A 20,632-nucleotide genomic window follows, 5' to 3' on the forward strand; every position below is an offset into this window, starting at 1 on the left:
CCCGAAGATTCGCCGACGAGGGGTCGTTAGTCACTCGAGTCTGCGACCGTATTCTGCAGCGTGCCGACGCCCTCGTAGGTGATTTCGACGGTGTCGCCGGGCTCGAGTAGCCCCGGATTCGCCGGGCTACCGAAGGCGATGACGTCGCCGGGTTGGAAGGTGAACCGCCGCGAGAGGTACGAGACGATTTCCTCGGGGCCGAACAACATCAGTTCGGTGTTCGCCTCCTGGCGTCGTTCGCCGGCGACGTCGGTCCACATGTCGATGGTCGACGGCTCGAGGGCCGTCTCGATCCAGGGCCCGAGCGGCCCGGAGCCGTCGAAGGCCTTTCGCGCCGTTCGGCCCTGCTGGTCGAGTGCGTCCACGTCGTTCATGATGGTGTAGCCGCGCACGACGTCCGAAACCTCGTCTCTCGAGACGTCGTGGCAGGGTTCGTCGATGACGGCCGCGAGTTCGCCAGCGTACGTCAGTTCGTTCGTGAACTCGGGATAGGGAATCGGGTCTCGGTGGCCGAGCACCGACGCAGGGGGTTTGATGAAGAAGTCGGGTTCGTCGGGTCGTTCGTACTCCATCTGGTCGAGCGTCGCCGCGTAGTTTCGGCCGACGCAGTACAGCGCCGAGGGCTCACAGGGAGCCAACAGTTCCCCCTCAGAGCCGACTTCGTACACGCCGTCGTCGCCGTGGACGACGCCGTCTTCGTACCGTCCGGTGATCGTCCCATCCTCAGTCGCGATTCGTGCGAGTTTCATTGTCGGGCATCTCGCAGCCGGCCGATTAGTGATATCGGTTTTCGGGCACCGGGCCTTCGTCTACTCGAGTCTAACCGGCAACTGAAAGGCCGTCGTATTCCACTCTCGAGAAGGTACCGTCAACTGATGTGTGCTAATTTGACGGTCGACGACGAGGGGAAACGAGTCCTCGATACGAACCGACAGGAAATCGGCGTCGTTCGAGACGTCGAGGCAGAAATTGCGTACGTCGAACCCGGTCCGGAGATGTCCGATGCGATCAAATCTCGCCTCGAGCGCGACCGCGAGATCACAGACGGGATGGAACAGTACCACCTCGACGAAGCGCACGTCGACGAGATTACGGACGACGAAATCAGACTCCAGCGACTCTAACCGTCGAAACGTCCCGGATTTCGAACTACCGCTTCACCACCCAACCAATCCCCCGTTTTCCGGCCCCCTCATCCGACCCCCGTCGGATTCAGCCGTTTCGTGTCTCACGCCTACGTTCTGACTCCACGTCCACTCAGCCAGGCCCGCCCTTCCCTCGAGTGCCTACTGGCTGTGCGAACCGTTTTGATCGAATCCCCAGTTCACTCCTCGAGCACGAGGAACGTTCGAGCGCCGCGGTGCTCGAGCGAGACGGCGTCGGTGTCGACGTTCGATGCGACGTACTCCTCGATACCTGCAGCGTGCAGGTCGGTGACGTCGATTCGGCGTCGTTCCGTCGGTTCACGGCCCGGGTCGGCGTCGTAACGATCGTGTTGGTCGTGTCGGTCGGTCGCTGCGATCAGTGCCATACAGGGAGATTCGACGGTAGGTACCTTAATGCGATCCAGCCGGAGTGAAAGTGAAAGTGTACGACAGAAGAGGTGTCTCGAACTAATTCATCACATCGGAGCGACTCGCTCGGGGCTGATTTGTGGACTTCGAGAGATAGCGTCCAGACTGGTACCAGAAGTGGTGACAGTCTCGAGAATGGATACCGGCCCGGCGCGGTTTTCGACAGTGATGCTACCCGACTAGTTTGAGGTCGACCGTTTGCGTCCCCTCGTCGGTCTCGAGTGTCACCGTCTCACGAATTGACTCGCGAGCGCGTTCTTGCCACGCCTCGACGGCCGCCGCGTGTTCTTTTCGGACGGCATCCGTCTCGTCGGCGTCGGCCCCCTCGAGCGTCGACTCGAGGTCGGGATAGTCGGCGACGACGCGCTCCTCGAGAACCGATTCGGGCGAGAGGTGTATCGCACCCGTTACCTCGGTGTCCTCGGTTCGGAACACGTGGATTCGGGCGCGCATCCGCCCGTGAAACGGGGGCGTGACGCGAAGCACTGCAGCGCCGGGATTCTCTTGCGTGTACGCGAACGCGTCGACGACGTCCGCCGGCGCGAGTGCGATCGAACGGATCGCCGACAGGTCGACGGTATCGTCCTCGCTCATCGGAGAGTCATTTGTGCCGAAGCGGGTTAACGTTTCGAGGCGCTCGACTCAGGACCCCTCAGTCGGATCGAAGACGGTCGCTCGCATGTCGGTCGAGACGCCGTAGGGAGCCTCCGCGACCGATTCGGGAAGGGTGTGGTCACCGTCGTCGTAGTGTGCCTCGAGCGCGGCGCGTACGGCGTCTCTGACGCAGGCGCGCGTCGCCGCGCCGACGTCAGTACCGCTTCCGGAGAACGCGACGCGTTCGCCCGTCGGATCGTGCCCGACGACGATGGCGTCCGTCGTCGTCCCCGGAAAGCCGGTTTCCGCGAGCAGCGTCGTCGCCTTCGCTTCCGCGCCAACGGCGATCAGGTTCGCCAGCGCGCCGGGTTCGAGTGCCCGGGTCGTCCCGATAATGACGTTGACCGTGCCGCGACCGGGTGGAACACTCGAGGTGACATCGTCTGGGCCGTGATCGACAGTCGACGCGTCGTCGTCGGCCATCGGCAACGCGGCGGGATTCGAGATGCCAGCCGTCGCGTAGGCCGTGACGGAGCCACATCGTGCGCCGCGGGCGTCGTTTTGATCGACGCCGGTGAGTAAAACCGGGGCCTCGGGCGGAGTGTCGAACCCGGCGCGCTCGAGGCGCTCGCCCACGTAGGCCTCGAGATCCGTACGATTCCATCCCTCCGGGACCGACACGTTGTACGCAGCCGACGCGACCCGACGGCCGCCGTTCCAGCCAGTCGAGAGCCATTCGGTGTCGGGTCGGTGAACCCGAAGCACGCCGTCGCTGCGAGTCGCGTCGTACGCATTAGCCTCACCTGTCTCACCCGTCTCACCCGTCATTCGTGGGCCTCTCCATCGGCCGAAGAGCCGTCGCCGCCGATTTCGCCGCGTGTGTCGGTCGATTCCGTTCCCCTTCCTCGAGTGCAGCCGAGTGCCTCGAGCAATCGATCGTTCGACTCGCGGTCCTTGATCGCGACGCGAATGTGCGAATCGAGCCCGCGAAACGTCGTCGCGTCGCGGATCGCCACGCCCGCTGCTCGAGCGGATTCGACGAGTGTCTCGACGGCGTCATCCGCGTCCGACGCGGCTCCCATCTCAGCGCCACCGACGCGGTCGTCGACAGCGCAGAGCAAGTAGGGCGCATCCGAGGGAGAGACGGCGAATCGCCGCTCGAGGTGCTCACGAATGCGCTCGCGCTCGCGCTCGATGCGTTCGCGCGTGTCGCGAACGAACTCGTCCTGGCGCAGGCAAAACGTTCCGACGCGTGCGGCTGGCGTTCCGAGCGACCAGGCGCGACGGGCCGTCTCGAGGTCGTCTCGGTTCTGCCCTGAAGCGACCGCGAACCCGGCGCGCAGCCCCGGCAGCCCGAACAATTTGGTCAGCGAGCGGGCGACGATCACGTGCTCGGCCTCGAGTGTCGCCGCCGAGGGCAGGTCGGTGAAACCGAGAAACGCCTCGTCGACGAGCAGCGTCGTCTCGCTCTCGCCACAGCGGGCTGCAAACGCTGCCAGCGCGTCCGGGTCGGCCGCTTCGCCGGTCGGGTTGTTCGGCGTACACACGACCGCGAGCGAGTGCTTCCTGAGTCGCTCTTCGGGAACCGCCAGCAGTTCGTCGTGGGCGACGAACTCGGGCGTCGCCCCCTGGAGGTGCACCTCGCGAGCGTACTCGCCGAAGCTCGGAGCGGGGAGCACGGCCGTCTCTCCGGGCTCGAGCGCGCACTCCATCGCGAGGCGAATTGCAGCCAGTCCGCCGGACGTCGGAATCACTCGGTCGGGCTCGCAGCCGACGAACTCGGCCGCAGCGGCCCGGAACGCCGAGTACTCGTCGTCGGGATACCGTCGGGACTCCTCGAGTGCGTCCTCGTACACGCTCGAGACGCCGGCGGGCGTGTTCGGGTTGGTGTTCGCCGAGAAGTCGCGGATCCGCTGGTCGGGTTCGCCGCCGTGTGGGACGCGCTCGCCCGTGTGAATGGACTCAGGGTCCACGGTCGCCCTCCGTCGGCGACTGTGCGTGCTCGTCGTCGATCCCGAGTCGGTCGCAGACGACCTCGAATCGATCCAGTACCATGGGCAGTCGGTCTTCGGGGACGAGCGAGAGCGCGCCGCCCATCGCGACGCCCTCCTTCGCCTCGCCGGCGCAGTAGCGCTCCATCGAGACGTGCTCGCGTCCGTCGAAGCCGGGATCGGTCACCGTCAGCTCGCAGTTCAGCCGATAGCAGGCCTCGCCGAGTCGATCCCCCTGTTCGTCGGCGACGAACGAGGTGGTCGCGATCGAGAGCGGCCCTTCGAGCCCAGCGTGTCGAAGGAGGGCGGCGACGGCGATCATCTGCGTGCCGCCGGCGAGCGTCACGTCGATATCGGCCTCGAGCGCACCCGTCACGAGCCCCATGGCGGTCGCTTGAACCGGATCGCCCATTTGTTCGATGGCCTGGAGTGGCTGGCCGTCGAGCCCACCGGAACTGAGATCGCTCGCCTCGAGTGCGTCGTCGACGACGCGGCGTTTGCATTCGATCGGGTTGGCCGGAAGCGAGGAGGAGACGGCGGCGGGTTCGCCGAGTGCGGTGAGCACCCCGAGGGCGGTCGTCGTCCCGCCGGGGACCGTCTCGCCGATGACGAGGTCGTCGTCCGGGAGACTCGTGGCGTAGGTCGCCGCGCGATCGAAGATCGCCGCCGCCTCAGGGACGGGAGCGGATTCTCGGATGTCCGCGCCGGGATCGACGCCGAGGTCGACGGTCGGGGCCGCCGTCGGCTCCGCGAGCCCCGCGTCGACGATCGAGACGTCGAACTCGAGGATTTCACGGACGGCCCGCGTCACGGCCGCCGGCGTCGGACAGCCGTTCGGACTCACTGGCGTGACGGGTGCCGTGACGGGCCGGCCGTAGGCGAGGATCTCGGCGTCCGCCGAGGGCGTGTGCTTCATCAACTCGGGCGTCGCACCGGCCGCGCTGATCCCGTCGACGAGTGCCGTCTCGGTGGTTCCGGCAGGAAGCAAGAGGCGCACGGTTAGTGACCCTCCGAGGCCCCTGCAGTATCTGGGGTATCTGGATTCGGTTCGTCAGTGGACAGGAAGCAGGTGGCAACCTGCACGTCTTCACGTCGGTTCACGTTGATTGCGAGGCGTGGATCGTAGTGGATGTCAGTCATGGTCTGATCGGTCGCTGTATCGCCGACGACGTTGACCCCCGTCGGCGCGAGGTGATCGCATGAGTCGAGTCTCGAGTCGACGCTCACACCGAGTCGTCGTTTGAGGGAAACGGGGACGCAAACGGTTCGGGAGGCGTCGCGTCCGGCGTGTCGCTCGAGAGTTCGGTCGATCGAAGCGGCCTCGAGCGTGGGCAGATCGGCCGCGACGGTCAGAACTGGCGTCGAAATCTCAGGGCGCTCGAGGAGTGTCAGTAAGTCGGATACGTAGCCGTCTCCCGGCGTTTCGATAGTCGTAAGCGAGGCATCGTTCTCGAGGTGTGCTCGCGTCTCGGGTGCGTTCTGTGAGGCGGCGGCGTAGATCGTCTCGATTCGACTCTGCTCGAGGGCCTGGCAAACGCGATCGACCATCTCGACGCCGTCGATCGGGTAGAGAGGCTTTTCGTATTGGCTGTCGAGGCGTGTGCCTCGCCCCCCGCACATCACAAGAGCGTCCACGCGATCACCCCCGCGTGAAGCCCGGCGAGGCGGCCGATTTCGTTCGCCGCGCCGAAAACGTCGCCGGTAACCCCCTCGAGGTGTCGTCTCGCCCACAGCCAGGGGAGACACGCCCCGGCGGTGGCCCCCAGCAGCGTCGCGGCGGCGACCGGCTCCGGCCACGAGAGGAAGGCCACGGGAACGGCTGCGACGGCGGGTGCGACGACGGAAGCGGGGGCGGCTTCGGCCGTGAATTGGCTGCCCATCCCGTCGTGGCTCGCTCGAGCGCCACAGGCCATCGCGGACATCCCGAGTTTCGCGCCGACTTCGGCGGCGACGACGACTGCGAGCGCAGCGGCGAGGGGGAGGGCGGCGACGCCGAGGGCACCGAGTGCGAGGCCGGCGACGGCGAGCGAGACGGCGAGCAGGGCCCCGACACCGGTCGTGGTATCTTTCAGCACCTCGCGTCTTCGGGCCGAGTCGCCGTGGACGACGAATGCGTCACCGAGGTCGGCGACACCGTCGAGGTGGTGGATCCCCGTGACGGCGTAGACTGCGAGCAGGTAGCCGAACGCGATGGTTGGAGCGGGGAGCGCGTTTGCTGCCAGGAGTGGAATCGCTGCGATCGCGCCTGCGATTGCGCCAACGATCGGAAAGACGACCGGCCGTGCGCGAAACGCGTCCCAGTCGCCCTCGCACGTAGTGACGGGCAGTCGGGTTAAAAACGCGAGTGCCCCTCTGAGGGCTGCACTCGATGCTGGGCTCACCGGATCACCTCGAGAGCCGGTTCGAGGGCGAACGAGTCGAGTGCGAGCAAGAGGGGAGACGAGCCGAATAGTTCGTATTCGAGGGACTCGAGTGCCCTCGTCACGGCGAGTGCGAGGACGATTGCGGCGACGATCGTGACGACGCCGGCCGTGGCGACGACCCGAACCGCGCGCTGGCCGTCCTCGACGGTCGGCAAGTCGGCACTCGGGTTCAGGTCGTACGCGCCCGGCTTCGTGAGTCGGACCGAGAGGACGGTGGCGAGCGTCGCCATCGGCCACCCGGAGTTCGGCGACGGCGGGGCGCGTGCCCAGCGTCGAGCGTCGCCGAGGGCGAACGCGTCACTGCCGGCGATCGCAATCGTGAGCGCCGCGAATCGAGCCGGGAGCCACATGACGAGATCGTCGAGGAGTGCGCTCGCGGTGCCGTGGGGTTTCGACGGGTAGCCGAGCATCGAGTCCAGGGTGTTGACGCCCTTGACCCACGCGGCGGCTGCTGCCGCTGCCGGCAGCGAAATCGGTGCCAGGAGTGCAAACGGCAAGAGCGGGGCGATCAGCCCGTCTGCGAGGTTCTCGCTGACGCTCTCGACGGCCGCGCTCCGGAGTTCGGCGGCCGAGAGATCGGTGGTGTCTCGGCCGACGAGACCACGGATCTGCTCGCGCGCCGGCTCGAGGGCGTCGGATTCGCCGTCGGGCGTCGGCTCCGTCGCGTCGACGACCGTCCGCGTCAACTCGAGCAATGAGCGGAGGCTCGTCGAGGCGAAGAGCACGACGGCCGCGGCGACGGTTCCGAGGAACGGCGAGTACACGAGTAGGGCGAACACGCCCACACCGGCGAGTAGCGCCGGCAGCAATGGCGCGAAAAGTGCAATCGCGACGCCGGCCAGTCGCTGGCCGCGGTCGCTCTCTGCGTAGGGTCGATCGAGTCGCGCGACGAGACGGCCGAACCAGGCCACGGGGTGGAGCGTGTTCGGTGGCTCGCCGATCAGGACGTCGAGGCTGAACGCCAGCACGAACAACGCGATCGTCGTCAACATCCCAGCCACCGGCTCTCAGCGTCGGTCGGCGACGAGGTGCGTTCTCGAGTCGGTTCCGTCGAACGCGTCGTGTCTTCGATAGTCGTCGGCGTCATGACTTCGGTGGCCATCGTGTCGCCAGTGCCGCCGGAATCGTCTCGAGAGGGTGGTCCTCGAGCAACAGCGGCGTTCCGTCGACAGCCTCGACGCCGCCGTCTGCGTCTGCGTCGTCACCGACGTGAATCAGCGTCGATGGCGGAATCTCGAGTTGGGACGCGGTGAGTTCGAAAATTTGGGGCGCGGGTTTTCGCCAGCCACAGCCAACGCTCGTGACGATGGCGTCGAAGTCCGATCGGTCGAACGCGGAGCGAACGAGCGTGCGACCGACCAGTTCGGGAACGCTGCAGTTCGAGCAGATCGCGACCGGGCCGCGTTCGCGGGCGGCTTCGACGGCCGCCTCGGCCCCGTCTCTGGTCTCGACCGTCGGATCGAACGCGGAGACGACCGCCCGTCGCGGGGCGTTTCCGTCGAAGTCGACGCCGCGACTCGCAAGCGCTCTCGAGACGTGTGCCGGGAGCGGAATCTCCGCGCCCTCGGGGGCGTCCACGTGGGCCTCCGCGTACGCGTCGGCCCAGTCGTCGGGGACGGCCACGTCGCGAGCCTCGAGTTCGGTCGCGACGGCGGCGGCTGGATTGGCTGGCTTCTCGGCGCTGACGAGCGTCCCGAAGAGGTCGAACGATACTCCCACGGCTATGTGACTAGCCCAATCTACCTTTAATTTCGCGGTTGGTTCCGCTGGGTCGCTGATCGTCGACAGATCTCGAAGGAGTTGGAACTCGAGATCGAGAGCGCACCACAGCAGAAGGGAGAATGCAGAGAGTGCGACGAGGAAAGGAGAACGCAGAGAGTGCGGAGCGAGAGGGAGACGCGATTACTCGCGGCGAGCGAACGCGAGGTTCCCGGAGATGTTCTTGATGTAGATCTCGACGACGTCGCCTTCCTCTGCGCCGGGGACGAAGATCGTGTACTTGCCTTTCTCGGCGACTCCGTCGCCCTTGCGGCCGGTACCGGTGATCTCGACGGTGTAGGTCTTGCCCTCTTCGACTGCTTCGGCCTGTTGTTGCTGTTGGCTGCTCGAGGAGCGCTTCGTAACCGGACGGAAGGCACCACAGGCGTCACAGCGAAGCATCGGGGTGCGATCCTCGCGGACGAGGCGGGTGTCCGGCAGGCCACACTCCGAGCAGAGGACGTACTCGTCGACGTAGGCCTCGACGGCCATGTTGAAGTCCCGCTCGGAGAAGGTGCCGTTGTAACGACCGCGGCCGTCCTCGAACTTGCCGCTGGTCCCCATCTCACGCTGGATGAATCGGTGGAGGTGTTCGTCCTCTCTCGAGAGGACGTCCGCGATCTCCCCCAGGTTGGTAAATCGGGTGAACGCGCCGTCCTTTTGGGTCTGGGCGTCGGGAATCTGCAGTCGCTCTTCGCTGCCCGCGATGTCGGGTACGTCGTCCATCGCTCGGTCGAGGCTCGCTTCGTAATCCATACGCGAAACCAGGCGACGGTGACGTAAATCCGTTCTGCTATCAGAATCGGGCGACTAAACCGCCCGTCGATAGCGCCCGGGGAGTGCCTCGAGTGAGTCTGGACGACCCAGCGAGTAATGGGTCCGGACAGCCGCGACGGAGTGACTTAGAGCGCGTCACTCCCGCGGTCGCTGGGCGAGCCCTGTGTCTCCTCGTCCAGACTCGAAAGGTCGCGTTCGGGGTTGGCCTCGTTCGGGCTGCCGGCTTCGCCGGTGACCTCGCCGTGGACCGCCTCGCGGACCTCCTCGGGCGAGTCGTACTGCTCGCCGGCCAATCGGTCGAAAACGCTGCCGAGTGATTCGGTTTCGTTGGGCATGTCGATCGGATCGGTCGCGTACTCCGCGGCGAGTTCCTCACTCGAGACGGGATACTCGAGGCTGCCGAGGTCGCGTTCGACGGACTCGAGGATGGATTCGGCGTTGTCGGCACGCTCGGATTTTCGGGATTCGGCGCGATCCTGTGCGCGGTCGCGGCTCGGGCCGTCGTTGCTCATGTGCGTGGCTATCCTGAGGGAAGGGAAAAGCGACTGGCCTGTGCTCGCCTGTGGCGGGGTGGTCGGGGAATCGTCGGCTCTCGTCGGTACCTGATCGTGTTTGCGTCGGTGGACGAGTTGGGAGAGACTCGAGCAGACGGGGTTAGCCTCCAGCGGATCACATCCGAGTGGACCACCAGCGGGACTCGAGCAGCGGCGAAATCGGCCGTCGCTCGAGCTCGGAGCGATCCGGCGAGAATTCGGTTCGGATACAAAGGCGTTGTGGCCGGAAACGATAGTTTCACGGACGATTTAGGCCATTTTGGTCGAGAGAAACCCTCTCGGAAACGGGCTCGATGGGACTCGTTCAACCCGTCCTTGGAAGCTACGCGGAGCGTTTATTCCGGTCTAATTTTCTGAGCAATCAGAAGCGGTGTGTTTGGGCTCAGAAATCGGTTCTCGCGACTCCATCGCTTGAGACGGGATATTTCGACCACCTGAGGGACTTCAAGGCGTTACTGGAACCGCTCTACGGTCGCCTGATTCTCAACATTGAAAGTCACATCAGTCGGAGGGACTTTCACGATACTGTACTTATTTATGCACTTACTGTCGACAGTTGCTCGAGCACCAACTGCGAACGGAACGGATGGCTGACGTGTGCTGACGACGAGGTGGTGTGGTTATCACCCGCGGTGGGCACGCGAGGGGCGGGTTCCCTCGAGACGAAGCGTTCGGGCTGTTCCGGGTGCGTGACAAAACATGGATTTGAAAGAATACCGAAACAAGTTAGTCGGAAACGAGGAGGAGCGTGCTGTCTCCCCGGTTATCGGCGTCGTATTGATGGTCGCAATTACCGTGATCCTCGCCGCTGTGATCGCGGCGTTCGTGATGGATATGGGCGACGACATGGGGCAATCTGCGCCAGCGCCGTCAATGGATGCTGAGATAGCTGGAGACGGTGACGATGAACTACACCTAAGCCACGATGGTGGTGATTCATTCGAAGCTGATGATATTACAGTTCAAATTTCAAATGGTGATAGTGATAATCTCCAAAGTGAGACCTTTTCCGACGATGGTGTAGAAAATGGTGAAGAAGTTAGCGCTGGAGACACAATAATTATTGATGAAAGTGAGGGTGATGATATCACTAACTTTGACGGTGATATAGAAGAAGTGAGTGTTATTCACGACCCAAGTGACAGTATTATCTACGATACGGACCTCTAAGGTGTGAAAATATGGATTTAAAAGAATACCAAAAGAAACTAGTTGGGGACGAAGACGAACGAGCAGTATCGCCGGTAATTGGTGTTGTCTTGATGGTTGCAATCACAGTTATCCTCGCTGCAGTGATCGCTGCGTTTGTGATGGACATGGGTGACGATATGGGTGACTCAGCACCGAGTGCAAATTTTGATGTGGAGGCCGACTCAAGTTGGAATGGTGATTTTGACGATGATGACGCCGAACCTGTTGCTACACTAAGTCATGATGGTGGTGATGCAGTCGATGAAAGCGAACTCCAAATACAAATTGAGGGTGCTAATGGAACTGTAACATTAGATGAAAGCGAAGGATTTGTTGATCCCACAACAGACGATTGGAGTGATGATATTGATGAAGATGATGTTGCCATCGCTAGCCCAGATGGTGAACTGAGCACTGGCGATTCAATCGGCATTTTTGCTGAGGAGATCTCCTTTGACGAAGAAACGGAAAACCTCGGTGATGCTGATGACACACCAAGTGAAGGAGTCATTGCAGGTGAAGACTACGAAGTCACTCTCATCCACGACTCGAGTGACAGCATCATTTACGAGACTGAATTCACTGCACCAGAAACCAGCAGCTAGTCTCGAATTGAACTTCCTTTTCTTCGTGTCTGTGGTCCAATAGTAACTTCTCTCGAGTCATCCATTCAGTTCGCTCTCGTTATGCTGGGGGCTTTGAGTGCACCGTCGCAAACACACCATGCCTCGAGTCTGAGCCAGTAGTCGAAATCTGTAGCCGTAGACGGTGGACAAAACGATTCGCGCCCAGAAAGGCTTCTCGACCATTTGATGAGAGAACCCCGGTAACACAAGACGAACACATACTAGTCAAGAACAAGAGATTGACATATACATCCTATGCAGAAACAGGGGCCTCAAGTCTGCTACCACTACCCAACCTAATCACCTTGTTTGTTTATCAATTTCAAGAAGACATTTAACGTACAGTGATACTCTCTGTAGACAACTAAATGCGAGTTGGCGGTCTTGGAATCACCTGTTTGATTCTCATCATCCTGTTAGGTGGAGTAACCGGCGTCGTCGGCAGCGACACGCTGAATCTGAGTGACAACGAGTCCGAACTGGAGGCGAGCGACCACGATATCGAGATCGACGCCACACTCGAGGAGGGCGACGGCGAAACAACCGTCCTCGTCCATCTCGAGGATCGATCCGAGATCGCGGTGCAGACGACGGCCGACGAACACCAGGTCGAGTCGATGCAATCGCACGCGAACGACACGCAGACGCCGTTCGAGCGATTCGCCGCGGGCAATCCACACGTCGAAATCGAACGCCAATATTGGATCACGAACGCCGCACTGGTCACCGTCGACACCGATCGCGTGCCACTCGAGCGCCTCGGAACGGTCGATCACGTTACCGACATTCACGACAACTTCGAGGTGGAGAGTCACCACAGCACTTACCCACCCGACGGAGCCACGGTATGCAACGAAACCGATGACGATGAGACCGTCGACGTCCCCGATCCCGAGCCGGACGACGATGTGACTCCACACACCGGAGACCACACCTGGGGGCTCGAGCAGATCGACGCCCCCGACGCGTGGGAGACGTTCGATACTCGCGGCGAGGGCTCGAGCGTTGCCGTCCTCGACACCGGCGTCGACGGAGACCACCCGGACATCGATATCGACGACGAGAACTGGCGGGATTTCGACGACGAACCCGCCAGCGACCCCCACGACTACGATAGCCACGGCACCCACGTCAGCGGAACCGTCGCCGGCGGAAACGAGAGCGGCGAATCCATCGGCGTCGCGCCCGAGACGGAGTTACTCCACGGGGCGGTCCTGACCAACTGCGACGATGGGGCGTGTTCGGGCACCGTCGCCCAAATCTTAGACGGGATGGAGTGGGCGCTCGAGGAAGATGCCGACGTGATCAGCCTGAGCCTGGGGTCGGAAGGCTACACGGACCTGTACATCGACCCCATCCGAAACGCCGAGTCCGCCGGAACGCTCGTCGTCTCCTCGAGCGGAAACGACGGCCCGGACACGAGTGGCTCACCCGGAAATGTCTACGAGGCGTTCAGCATCGGCGCGTCTACTGAGGAGGGGGACGTCGCGGGGTTCTCGAGTGGCGAAACGATCGATACGAGGAGTGACTGGGGAAGTGTTGCGCCCCTCGACTGGCCGGCATCGTACACCGTCCCGGACGTCACCGCACCGGGTGAGGACATCAGAAGCGCGGTACCCGTGGATCACCCGGAATTCGACGACGAGTACAGATCAACGAGCGGAACCAGTATGGCCGCACCCCACGCCTCTGGGTCCGCAGCGATCGTCCAGTCGTCGACCGAAGACGAACGCTCGCCCGCAGAACTCCGGTCGACGCTCGAAGACACTGCGACTTCGCTCGACGAAGACGAGGAGAGAGCGGGCGCCGGGCAGATCGACGTCTACAAAGCCGTGTTACAGACGCTCGAGGATACCCTCGACCCCGAAATCGAGGTCGAAACGGCCCAGGTCGGCGAGTCGACGGCCGTCTCCGTCGAAGCCGATCACACCTTCGAGTCCTACGACTGGGAGGTCGGCGGCGAATCCACCGAGGAAGACGGATCCCAAATCGAATACACGTTCGACGAGGTGGGTGAGGAATCGATCGACGTGACCATGTCGGACGGGGCAGACCTGGAACTGACGACATCCACAGCGATCGACGTGATCGACGAACGCCCACCCACCGCGGCTCTCGAGGGCAACCGGACCGAGGACGTCGAAGTAGGGATTGACGCTGTCGAATTCGATGCAAGCGAGTCAACAGACAACCACGGAATCGCGGCGTACGAGTGGTCGGTCGACGGCGAACGTTTCTCGAACACGACGGATCCGACGATCGATCACGCGTTCGACGAACCTGGAACGCACGCCGTAAACGTCACTGCGATCGACGAATCAGGGAACGAGAACACGACATCAGTCCCCGTCGACGTCGTGGACACGACCGATCCTACACCGGCGCTGGACGCGCCGGAGAACGTCAGCGCCGACTGGGACGCGCCGTTCGATGCGAGCGATTCGACCGACAATCACGAGATAGATACCTACACGTGGGACTTCGGCGACGGAACGACGACGACCACGACGGACGCCGTCGAGAATCACTCGTTCGACGACGTCGGTTCGCATACGGTGAACGTAACCGCCGCCGACCCGAGCGGAAACGATGCTGCCGTCGAAGAAACGGTTCGAGTCCACGACCCACCGTCGATTTCTCTCACGGAGCCTGCGAACGATGCGGCGACGAACGAGTCGAACGTCACCGTCGAGTACGGCCTCGAGAACACGAACGTGGCCGACGCAGCCGGCGTCGAACATCGAGTACTCGACGCCAATAGCACCGACGACGCTGCCGACGAGTGGACGGACGGCGAGTTCACTGAAACGGGCACGTCGAACACCTCCACGTTCGCCGCGACCACTGGCGACCTGGACGATGGAACCTACGAAATCGAACTTCGCCTGGTCGACGAGGAGGGAACACCACTGCCCCACGAAAACGCAACTGACAGTCGGACCGTGACCGTCGACACGACCCCACCGACCGTCACCCTCGATGTCGACCCGGCTGACGAGAGTTACGACGAAATTGGTTCAGCAAATCCAGCGTCGATGAACGTGAACGCTACGGACGAGAATCCCGAGTCGACAACGGTCGAAATCACTCCCGCCGATGAAGACACGGAAGACACGGAAGACACGGAAGCGGCGGTTAAGAAGTGGGACCTCAGCGACGCCACCGGCGGGGAGGAATCGACAGCGATCGAGTGGCCCGCAACCGACTCGAGCGACGAACCGGTCGACAGCGGAAACTACACGATCACGCTCTCAGCAACCGATATCGCTGGTAACGAAAACGCCACGTCGGAATCGGTGACTGTCGACACCGATGAACCGACCCTTTCGTTCGAAACCATCGTCGACGAATCGGGCGACGAATCGGGAGAGGTCGTACACGCGAACGACTCGAGTGAGATAACGGTAACGGGGGAGACGACTGACGGACGAAGTACCACGGGGTCCGTCTCCGATGTGTCAGTGAGCCTCGAGTCGACAGACACGACGTACCGACACGAAGTCCCCGCTGAATACGACGAAGCCGCCCACGAGTGGAACGCGACGATCGAAGCCGCCGACATCCCGGACGACGGCCGGTACGTACTCGCCGCCACCACGGAGGACTCGGCGAACAATACGGTTCGAGAGCGCGCTGACGGGCCGGAAGTGGACATCGACCGAACCTCGCCAGCGTTGACCGCAGTAGTATCCGACGTCGACGACTCTGAAGCGGTGGTGGACGTCCACTCGAGCGAAGCGCTCGACGGAGATCCGACGGTCGACGTAACTGACGCCGACGAGACGAACACGACGGTCGAGAATCTCACGCAGGAGTCCGACCACCAGTGGAATGGCTCGATCGACGTCGATTCAGACGGCCGTTACGACCTGACGGCGTCCGGTACCGATCTCGCCGGAAACGCCGGGAACGAAACGACGACGGTGTCACTCGAGACGAACGCAACGACAGACGACGGAACGGTGACCATCTACAACGAGCAATCGGGTGCCTTCCTCACAATGAACACGACGGAGGACGTTTCAGCGTCGCCCCTCGCTCTCTCAGAGACCGACTCCGCACCGACCAATCTCGACTCGAGTCGACTCGGCGTGGAGTTTCTAACCGCCGGAGCAGGTGTCACAGTAGACAGAAACATGGAGAACGCGACGATTGGGATTCCGACCGACGAAGCGCAACTCCCGGAGGGAGTCAGTGTCGACGACGATACCGTTAGGGTACAACAGTACGACGAAGAGACCGGCCAGTGGGATGAACGGAGTGTCGACATAGAATCGTTCGAAAACGACCAGGGGCCAGTTGGTGGTACCGACTCGGTCAATGGTGAGTATTGGATTGCAACCGTTGACGACGTGTCAACGTACGGGATTACGGTCGAAGACACTAGTTCGCCGAATTTTGTCGAGAGCACACCGGAAAACGGAACTACGATCGACAAAGCCGAGGAAACGGTGAACATCGGGTTCGCGTACGAAGATAACGTCACTGGGATCGACGCCTCCTCGGTCGACCTCTCCGTCACTCCAAAAGAGGGGTCGTCGACTGATCTCACAGACGACGACGCGACGCAGATCACCACTACCGAAACCGTTCACGATGACTTCGACGTCGAACCCAACTCGACGTACACTGCAACACTCACCGTTTCCGACCACGCCGGTAACGAAGCCGGCCCCGACGACGGGTTCGAGACCACGTTCGACGTTGCCTCAGAAGACGACGGCGATGACGATGATGACGATAGCGGTGGCGGCGGCATGCCCCTACCAGCTCCGGACGAGTCAGACGACGACGATGACGACCCCTCGGCGGAGATAACCATCGACCAAGAGGCGGCAACCGTAGACGACGAGGTAACGTTCTCGGCGAGTGACTCTTCGTACGACGGCGGAGACATTGCAGAATATACCTGGGAAATCGACGGAGAGACGTACGACGGAGAAACGGTAACCGAGCGCTTCTCAGCGGACGGAACGATCGACATCCACCTCGAGGTCTCAACTCACGCGGGCGATAGTGATCGCGTGACGGACACGTTATCGGTCGAAGAAGCCGATTCATTCGATTCCGATGCTGACGATGCTGAAGCCACCACCGACGATGAAGGAGACGATACCGGTTCGGACGACGATAGTGACGATGGAATCCCAGGTTTCGGCGTGGTGAGTGCGATCGTCTCGTTACTCGCCGTGATAACCCTACTCAGACGGCGATACGGAGTGGACTCGCCGGGTTAGGTAGGAGTCGATTCAGTGTCTTCGTTGGAATTGTCTGGGTAGGCGGTGACTCTCGGTCGTTCTACGGGTTTTGAGGTGTTTGTGAGGTATCTCGAGTAAACCGCCGTGAGATGAGTTCACTCGAGCGAAAAAGCAAGTCCACCCTCCCCGATTTGAACAGGTGAGAGACGGTCTCGCTCACTTCGTTCGCGAGCGTGCGACTCTCATGTTCAAAATCGGGTCGTGATTTCCGTTTCGTGATTCCAGCGACTCGCTTCGCTCGTCGGTTTGAATCACGAAAAGTCCGCCCTCCCCGATTTGAACGGGGGGCAAGTCGATCTACAGTCGACTGCTCTACCAGTCTGAGCTAAGGGCGGTCGCATATCAACGTAGCCGCTCTGTGTAACATAAGGGTTATTATTCGAAGCCGAAAATGCGATACTCACCACCGAATCGGGAGTATGATTGATATAGGAGTATGTTGAATACAAGTACACTCTCGAGCATGAGTAAGATTACGTTCCGCGCCGACGACGACCTCGTCGAGCAACTCGAGGCCCTCGAACTCTCGAAGAGCGAGGCGATGCGGGAGGCTCTTCGCGAGTACCTCACCGCGTCGAGTCAGACGGAGGGCACTCGAGGCGCGGACTCATCGATGGCCGAGCGTGACGCGACGCAGGCCATCGACGACCTGATCCGCCACCGTGTCGACACACTCCTCACAGCGCGTTCGGACACGAGCGAACACGCACGCACGGAAACACACACACCCGACGTAAACGTTACCGTCACACTCGAGGACGAGCGAGCCACGACTCGAGTCACCGAGGAGTCTTCGCCCACGCGCGAGGACACGTCGTCGGACACGACGTCCCACGACGCCAATCGTCGATCTCTCGAGGACGAATCGACGTGTGAGTGTAATCAGTGTGGCGAGCACGTCGACGACGAGCACGTTTACTGCCCGAACTGTGGGGAGAAAACCTCGCGGCGACTCTTTTGTGAGTGTGGCGACGAAATCCGTTCGGACTGGTCCTTTTGCCCCGGTTGCGGTCGTCGGACCCCGGCTGCAGACGTACTCACGCGTGAGACACAGCCGTAACGACCAGTGTAAGACACGGACAGTCACTGTCGCCGAAACCTTTATTATCTAAGCCAGTATTCGACTTATTCGCGTAAGACGGTCGTCTTACAACGTTCGGTGAAAGCCGAAATCGCCCGATGGCGGGCATCGCGTGTAAGACAGACCGCGTCTGACAGGGGCGCGCGCCGTCTTACCCCAGAGGGAATACAATAATGGAGCGTGTGACACTGCGAATTCCGGAACAGCAGATCGACGAGGTCGAACAGCTGGTCGACTCGGGCGAGTTTCCAAACCGGAGCGAGGCAATCCGGTCGGCCGTCCGAGAGATGATCAACGAACAACACGACGCCACGAGCGAGCGCACTGGCAAACGTAACTGGGCCAAGGTTTAAACGATGCAGGATATCGTACAAGACGCACTCGAGAATGCAGAAGAAGAGGCCCAAGAGATGGACGCCGACATGGATGGCGACGAGTTCGGCGATCCACGAATCGTCATCGTCGGTGCCGGTGGCGCGGGGAACAACACGATCAACCGACTGTACAACATCGGCGTCGACGGTGCCGATACCGTGGCGATCAACACGGACAAACAGCACCTGAAGATGATCGAAGCCGACACGAAGATCCTCGTCGGCAAGTCGCTCACCAACGGACTCGGTGCTGGTGGCGACCCATCGATGGGCGAACGCGCCACTGAGATGGCTCAGGGAACGATCAAAGAAGTCCTCGGTGACGCAGACCTCGTCTTCGTGACCGCAGGTATGGGTGGCGGAACCGGTACCGGTGCCGCCCCCGTCGTCTCGAAAATCGCCAAAGAGCAGGGCGCAATCGTCGTCGGCATGGTCTCGACGCCGTTCAACGTTGAGCGTGCCCGGACGGTCAAAGCCGAAGAGGGTCTCGAGAAACTCCGCGATCAGGCGGACTCGATCATCGTCCTCGACAACAACCGGCTGCTCGATTACGTCCCGAACCTGCCAATCGGCAAGGCGTTCTCGGTCATGGACCAGATCATCGCCGAAACCGTCAAGGGTATCTCGGAGACGATCACCCAACCGAGCTTGATCAACCTGGACTACGCGGACATGTCCACGATCATGAATCAGGGTGGCGTCGCCGTCATGCTCGTCGGCGAGACCCAGGACAAGAACAAGACCGACGAAGTCGTCAAGGACGCGATGAACCACCCGCTGCTGGACGTCGACTATCGCGGTGCATCCGGTGGTCTCGTCCACATCACTGGCGGCCCCGACCTCACCCTCAAAGAGGCAGAGGGCATCGCAGACAACATCACGGAACGTCTCGAGGCCTCCGCGAACGTCATCTGGGGCGCTCGCATTCAGGAGAACTACAAGGGCAAGGTTCGCGTCATGGCGATCATGACCGGCGTCCAGAGTGCCCAGGTACTCGGTCCAACGACCCAAAAGCAAGCGGACAAGTCCCGACAGAGTATCGAAGGCGTCAGTAGTGCCGACTTCGACGCGAGCAAGAACGCCGAAGAAGCCGGCTACAACGCCCACAGCGACGGCGGACGCGACGAACTCGAGAAAGAAAACGGCGTCGACGTGATCCGGTAACCGCAGGCGGACTTCGACCGGCGTTCGGAGAGCCACACCACACCATCGACACACCACTGACACACCACCGCGCTCTCCTCGCCGTCGATTTTTCCGTTCTCCACGAGTCGAATAGCGACCGCTCGATTCGACGAGATCTCGAGGAAACATCGCCTTCGCCAGTCAACTACCAGTGCTAAACAAACCACATACCTCGTTTACGGGCGTATACGGGCCTCGAAACGAAGTTCGTGTGACATTAGACGAGTGACTCGAGAAGCGAGCACTTTCGGCAAATCTCTCGCGTCGTGGTCGACCCACACTCGCCACACTCGCGCAAATCAGCGCCGTCCTCGCCGCTGAATTCCTCGGAGGTGATCGCACCGAGTTCTTCGTAGCCTGAGAGAATCGAGTGGCGAGTACCGGGGTGATTCTCCTCGAGATCGTAGAGTAACTGCTGTATCTCGCCGCGGTAGGCTTCACTCGAGTGGGGACACTCGGTAATGTGGGCAGGAAGGTCGTTGACGTGGGCGTACAGGGCGACTTCCTTCTCTGGAACGTCACGAAGGGGCTTGGCACGCGGGACGAACTCGTCCTGTTCGTCGCGTTCTGAGAGTGGCCCGAGACTCGCGTCGAAGTGTTTCGCGACCTGCTCGACGTCTCCTTCGAGGAAGTTCATCAGGGCGGTCTGGGCCTCGTCGTCCAGATTGTGCCCGGTCAACAGCAAGTCGGCCTCGAGTTCGTCGGCGTAGCGAGAGAGCACGTCTCGCCGGAAGACACCACAGTAGGCACAGGCGGCCATGTTTTCGGGGTCGTCTTCGACCACGTCGTCCATCTGGATGCCAAACTCCTCTTCGTAACTGACGACTTCGTGGGGTATCCCGAGGTCCTCGGTGAGGTCGACACAGGCCTCGAGGCTCTTATCGCGATAGCCCTCGATACCCTCGTGAATCGTCAACCCGACGAGTTCGATACGGGGATCGTCGGCGAACGTCTCGGAGAGTATCTGTGTGAGGACGACGCTGTCCTTGCCACCGGAGAGGCCGATTACCCACGTCTGGGGGTTCTCCGGCGTCGCCTCGTGAGGGACGAGGTCGTCTCGACGTACCCGTCTTCGCACCCGCTTTTCGACCGACTCGCGAAAGTGATCGGGACAGAGATGTGCCCCGGAGTACGCCGCGTGCATGATCGCGTCCTCCCCACACCGGTTGCAGTCCATCGGGGGGACGTTACCGACGGATGCGTATGTCCGTTTCGTCTCGAGAACTCGCGCGAACGTAAAATCGTC

At 61.8% G+C, this 20,632-nt stretch carries 20 protein-coding genes and 1 tRNA gene; 7 read left to right on the forward strand and 14 right to left on the reverse strand.

Translation table 11 applies throughout. The annotated features are described in order from the left end of the window. Nucleotides 1-26: 26 nt before the first annotated feature. Nucleotides 27-749, reverse strand: coding sequence for a fumarylacetoacetate hydrolase family protein (locus tag BLW62_RS11980; protein ID WP_090507256.1), 723 nt, complete (start codon nucleotides 747-749; stop codon nucleotides 27-29). A 126-nt stretch (nucleotides 750-875) separates the two neighbouring features. Between BLW62_RS11980 and BLW62_RS11985 the strand changes: the two genes are divergently transcribed. After that, the gene (locus tag BLW62_RS11985; protein ID WP_090507257.1) at nucleotides 876-1,124 is read left to right on the forward strand and encodes a hypothetical protein; all 249 of its coding nucleotides are present in this window, start codon (nucleotides 876-878) and stop codon (nucleotides 1,122-1,124) included. A gap of 200 nt (nucleotides 1,125-1,324) precedes the next feature. Here BLW62_RS11985 and BLW62_RS11990 read toward each other — a convergent pair whose 3' ends face one another. The 11 genes from BLW62_RS11990 to BLW62_RS12040 all read right to left on the reverse strand — a co-directional run bounded on the left by BLW62_RS11990 (nucleotide 1,325) and on the right by BLW62_RS12040 (nucleotide 9,629). Continuing rightward, a complete protein-coding gene (locus BLW62_RS11990; protein ID WP_090507258.1) occupies nucleotides 1,325-1,531 on the reverse strand; it encodes a hypothetical protein in 207 nt (68 codons plus the stop codon). A gap of 214 nt (nucleotides 1,532-1,745) precedes the next feature. Beyond that, entirely contained in the window at nucleotides 1,746-2,168 is a 423-nt protein-coding gene (locus BLW62_RS11995) for a DUF8009 family protein (protein WP_090507259.1), read from the reverse strand. Between the two features lie 48 nt (nucleotides 2,169-2,216). Further along, nucleotides 2,217-2,996, reverse strand: coding sequence for an adenosylcobinamide amidohydrolase (locus BLW62_RS12000; protein WP_090507260.1), 780 nt, complete (start codon nucleotides 2,994-2,996; stop codon nucleotides 2,217-2,219). Continuing rightward, a complete protein-coding gene (locus BLW62_RS12005; RefSeq protein WP_090507261.1) occupies nucleotides 2,993-4,141 on the reverse strand; it encodes an aminotransferase class I/II-fold pyridoxal phosphate-dependent enzyme in 1,149 nt (382 codons plus the stop codon). Before BLW62_RS12005 ends, BLW62_RS12000 begins: the two co-directional genes overlap by 4 nt. Beyond that, nucleotides 4,131-5,156: a nicotinate-nucleotide--dimethylbenzimidazole phosphoribosyltransferase gene (locus BLW62_RS12010; protein WP_090507262.1), complete on the reverse strand. Its 1,026-nt coding sequence runs from the start codon at nucleotides 5,154-5,156 to the stop codon at nucleotides 4,131-4,133. Before BLW62_RS12010 ends, BLW62_RS12005 begins: the two co-directional genes overlap by 11 nt. A 2-nt stretch (nucleotides 5,157-5,158) precedes the next feature. Further along, complete coding sequence (locus BLW62_RS12015; protein WP_090507263.1) at nucleotides 5,159-5,779, reverse strand: NTP transferase domain-containing protein; 621 nt, start codon at nucleotides 5,777-5,779, stop codon at nucleotides 5,159-5,161. Next, a complete protein-coding gene (cobS, locus tag BLW62_RS12020) occupies nucleotides 5,779-6,540 on the reverse strand; it encodes an adenosylcobinamide-GDP ribazoletransferase (RefSeq protein ID WP_090507264.1) in 762 nt (253 codons plus the stop codon). Before cobS ends, BLW62_RS12015 begins: the two co-directional genes overlap by 1 nt. Further along, entirely contained in the window at nucleotides 6,537-7,574 is a 1,038-nt protein-coding gene (gene cbiB / locus BLW62_RS12025; protein WP_090507265.1) for an adenosylcobinamide-phosphate synthase CbiB, read from the reverse strand. Before cbiB ends, cobS begins: the two co-directional genes overlap by 4 nt. A 91-nt stretch (nucleotides 7,575-7,665) precedes the next feature. Then, a complete protein-coding gene (locus tag BLW62_RS12030) occupies nucleotides 7,666-8,301 on the reverse strand; it encodes an HAD family hydrolase (RefSeq protein WP_090507266.1) in 636 nt (211 codons plus the stop codon). A 183-nt stretch (nucleotides 8,302-8,484) separates the two neighbouring features. Further along, on the reverse strand, nucleotides 8,485-9,096 hold the full coding sequence (locus BLW62_RS12035; protein WP_076581007.1) for a translation initiation factor IF-2 subunit beta: 612 nt from the start codon (nucleotides 9,094-9,096) through the stop codon (nucleotides 8,485-8,487). A gap of 146 nt (nucleotides 9,097-9,242) precedes the next feature. Next, entirely contained in the window at nucleotides 9,243-9,629 is a 387-nt protein-coding gene (locus BLW62_RS12040; RefSeq protein WP_090507267.1) for a DUF5789 family protein, read from the reverse strand. Between the two features lie 741 nt (nucleotides 9,630-10,370). Between BLW62_RS12040 and BLW62_RS12045 the strand changes: the two genes are divergently transcribed. From BLW62_RS12045 to BLW62_RS12055, 3 genes are all read left to right on the forward strand, one after another. Beyond that, entirely contained in the window at nucleotides 10,371-10,841 is a 471-nt protein-coding gene (locus tag BLW62_RS12045) for a type IV pilin domain-containing protein (RefSeq protein WP_090507268.1), read from the forward strand. Nucleotides 10,842-10,852: 11 nt separating this feature from the next. Beyond that, complete coding sequence (locus tag BLW62_RS12050) at nucleotides 10,853-11,467, forward strand: type IV pilin domain-containing protein (RefSeq protein WP_090507269.1); 615 nt, start codon at nucleotides 10,853-10,855, stop codon at nucleotides 11,465-11,467. 389 nt (nucleotides 11,468-11,856) lie between these two features. After that, nucleotides 11,857-16,725 carry a S8 family serine peptidase gene (locus BLW62_RS12055; protein ID WP_090507270.1) on the forward strand — a complete coding sequence of 1,623 codons (4,869 nt, stop codon included), beginning with the start codon at nucleotides 11,857-11,859 and terminating at the stop codon, nucleotides 16,723-16,725. 282 nt (nucleotides 16,726-17,007) lie between these two features. On the opposite strand, the gene BLW62_RS12060 is transcribed toward BLW62_RS12055, so the two are convergent. After that, nucleotides 17,008-17,081: transfer RNA gene (locus tag BLW62_RS12060), tRNA-Tyr, on the reverse strand. Nucleotides 17,082-17,209: 128 nt separating this feature from the next. Between BLW62_RS12060 and BLW62_RS12065 the strand changes: the two genes are divergently transcribed. From BLW62_RS12065 to ftsZ, 3 genes are all read left to right on the forward strand, one after another. Continuing rightward, entirely contained in the window at nucleotides 17,210-17,806 is a 597-nt protein-coding gene (locus BLW62_RS12065) for a double zinc ribbon domain-containing protein (RefSeq protein ID WP_090507271.1), read from the forward strand. Between the two features lie 194 nt (nucleotides 17,807-18,000). After that, nucleotides 18,001-18,180, forward strand: coding sequence for a ribbon-helix-helix domain-containing protein (locus BLW62_RS12070; RefSeq protein ID WP_076581017.1), 180 nt, complete (start codon nucleotides 18,001-18,003; stop codon nucleotides 18,178-18,180). A 3-nt stretch (nucleotides 18,181-18,183) separates the two neighbouring features. Then, nucleotides 18,184-19,365, forward strand: a complete 1,182-nt coding sequence (gene ftsZ, locus BLW62_RS12075) for a cell division protein FtsZ (protein ID WP_090507272.1) — start codon at nucleotides 18,184-18,186, stop codon at nucleotides 19,363-19,365. 238 nt (nucleotides 19,366-19,603) lie between these two features. Here ftsZ and ncsA read toward each other — a convergent pair whose 3' ends face one another. Next, nucleotides 19,604-20,563, reverse strand: coding sequence for a tRNA 2-thiolation protein NcsA (gene ncsA, locus BLW62_RS12080; protein WP_090507273.1), 960 nt, complete (start codon nucleotides 20,561-20,563; stop codon nucleotides 19,604-19,606). Nucleotides 20,564-20,632: the final 69 nt, after the last annotated feature.

It is taken from the genome of Natronorubrum sediminis (assembly GCF_900108095.1).
Taxonomy (GTDB): domain Archaea; phylum Halobacteriota; class Halobacteria; order Halobacteriales; family Natrialbaceae; genus Natronorubrum; species Natronorubrum sediminis.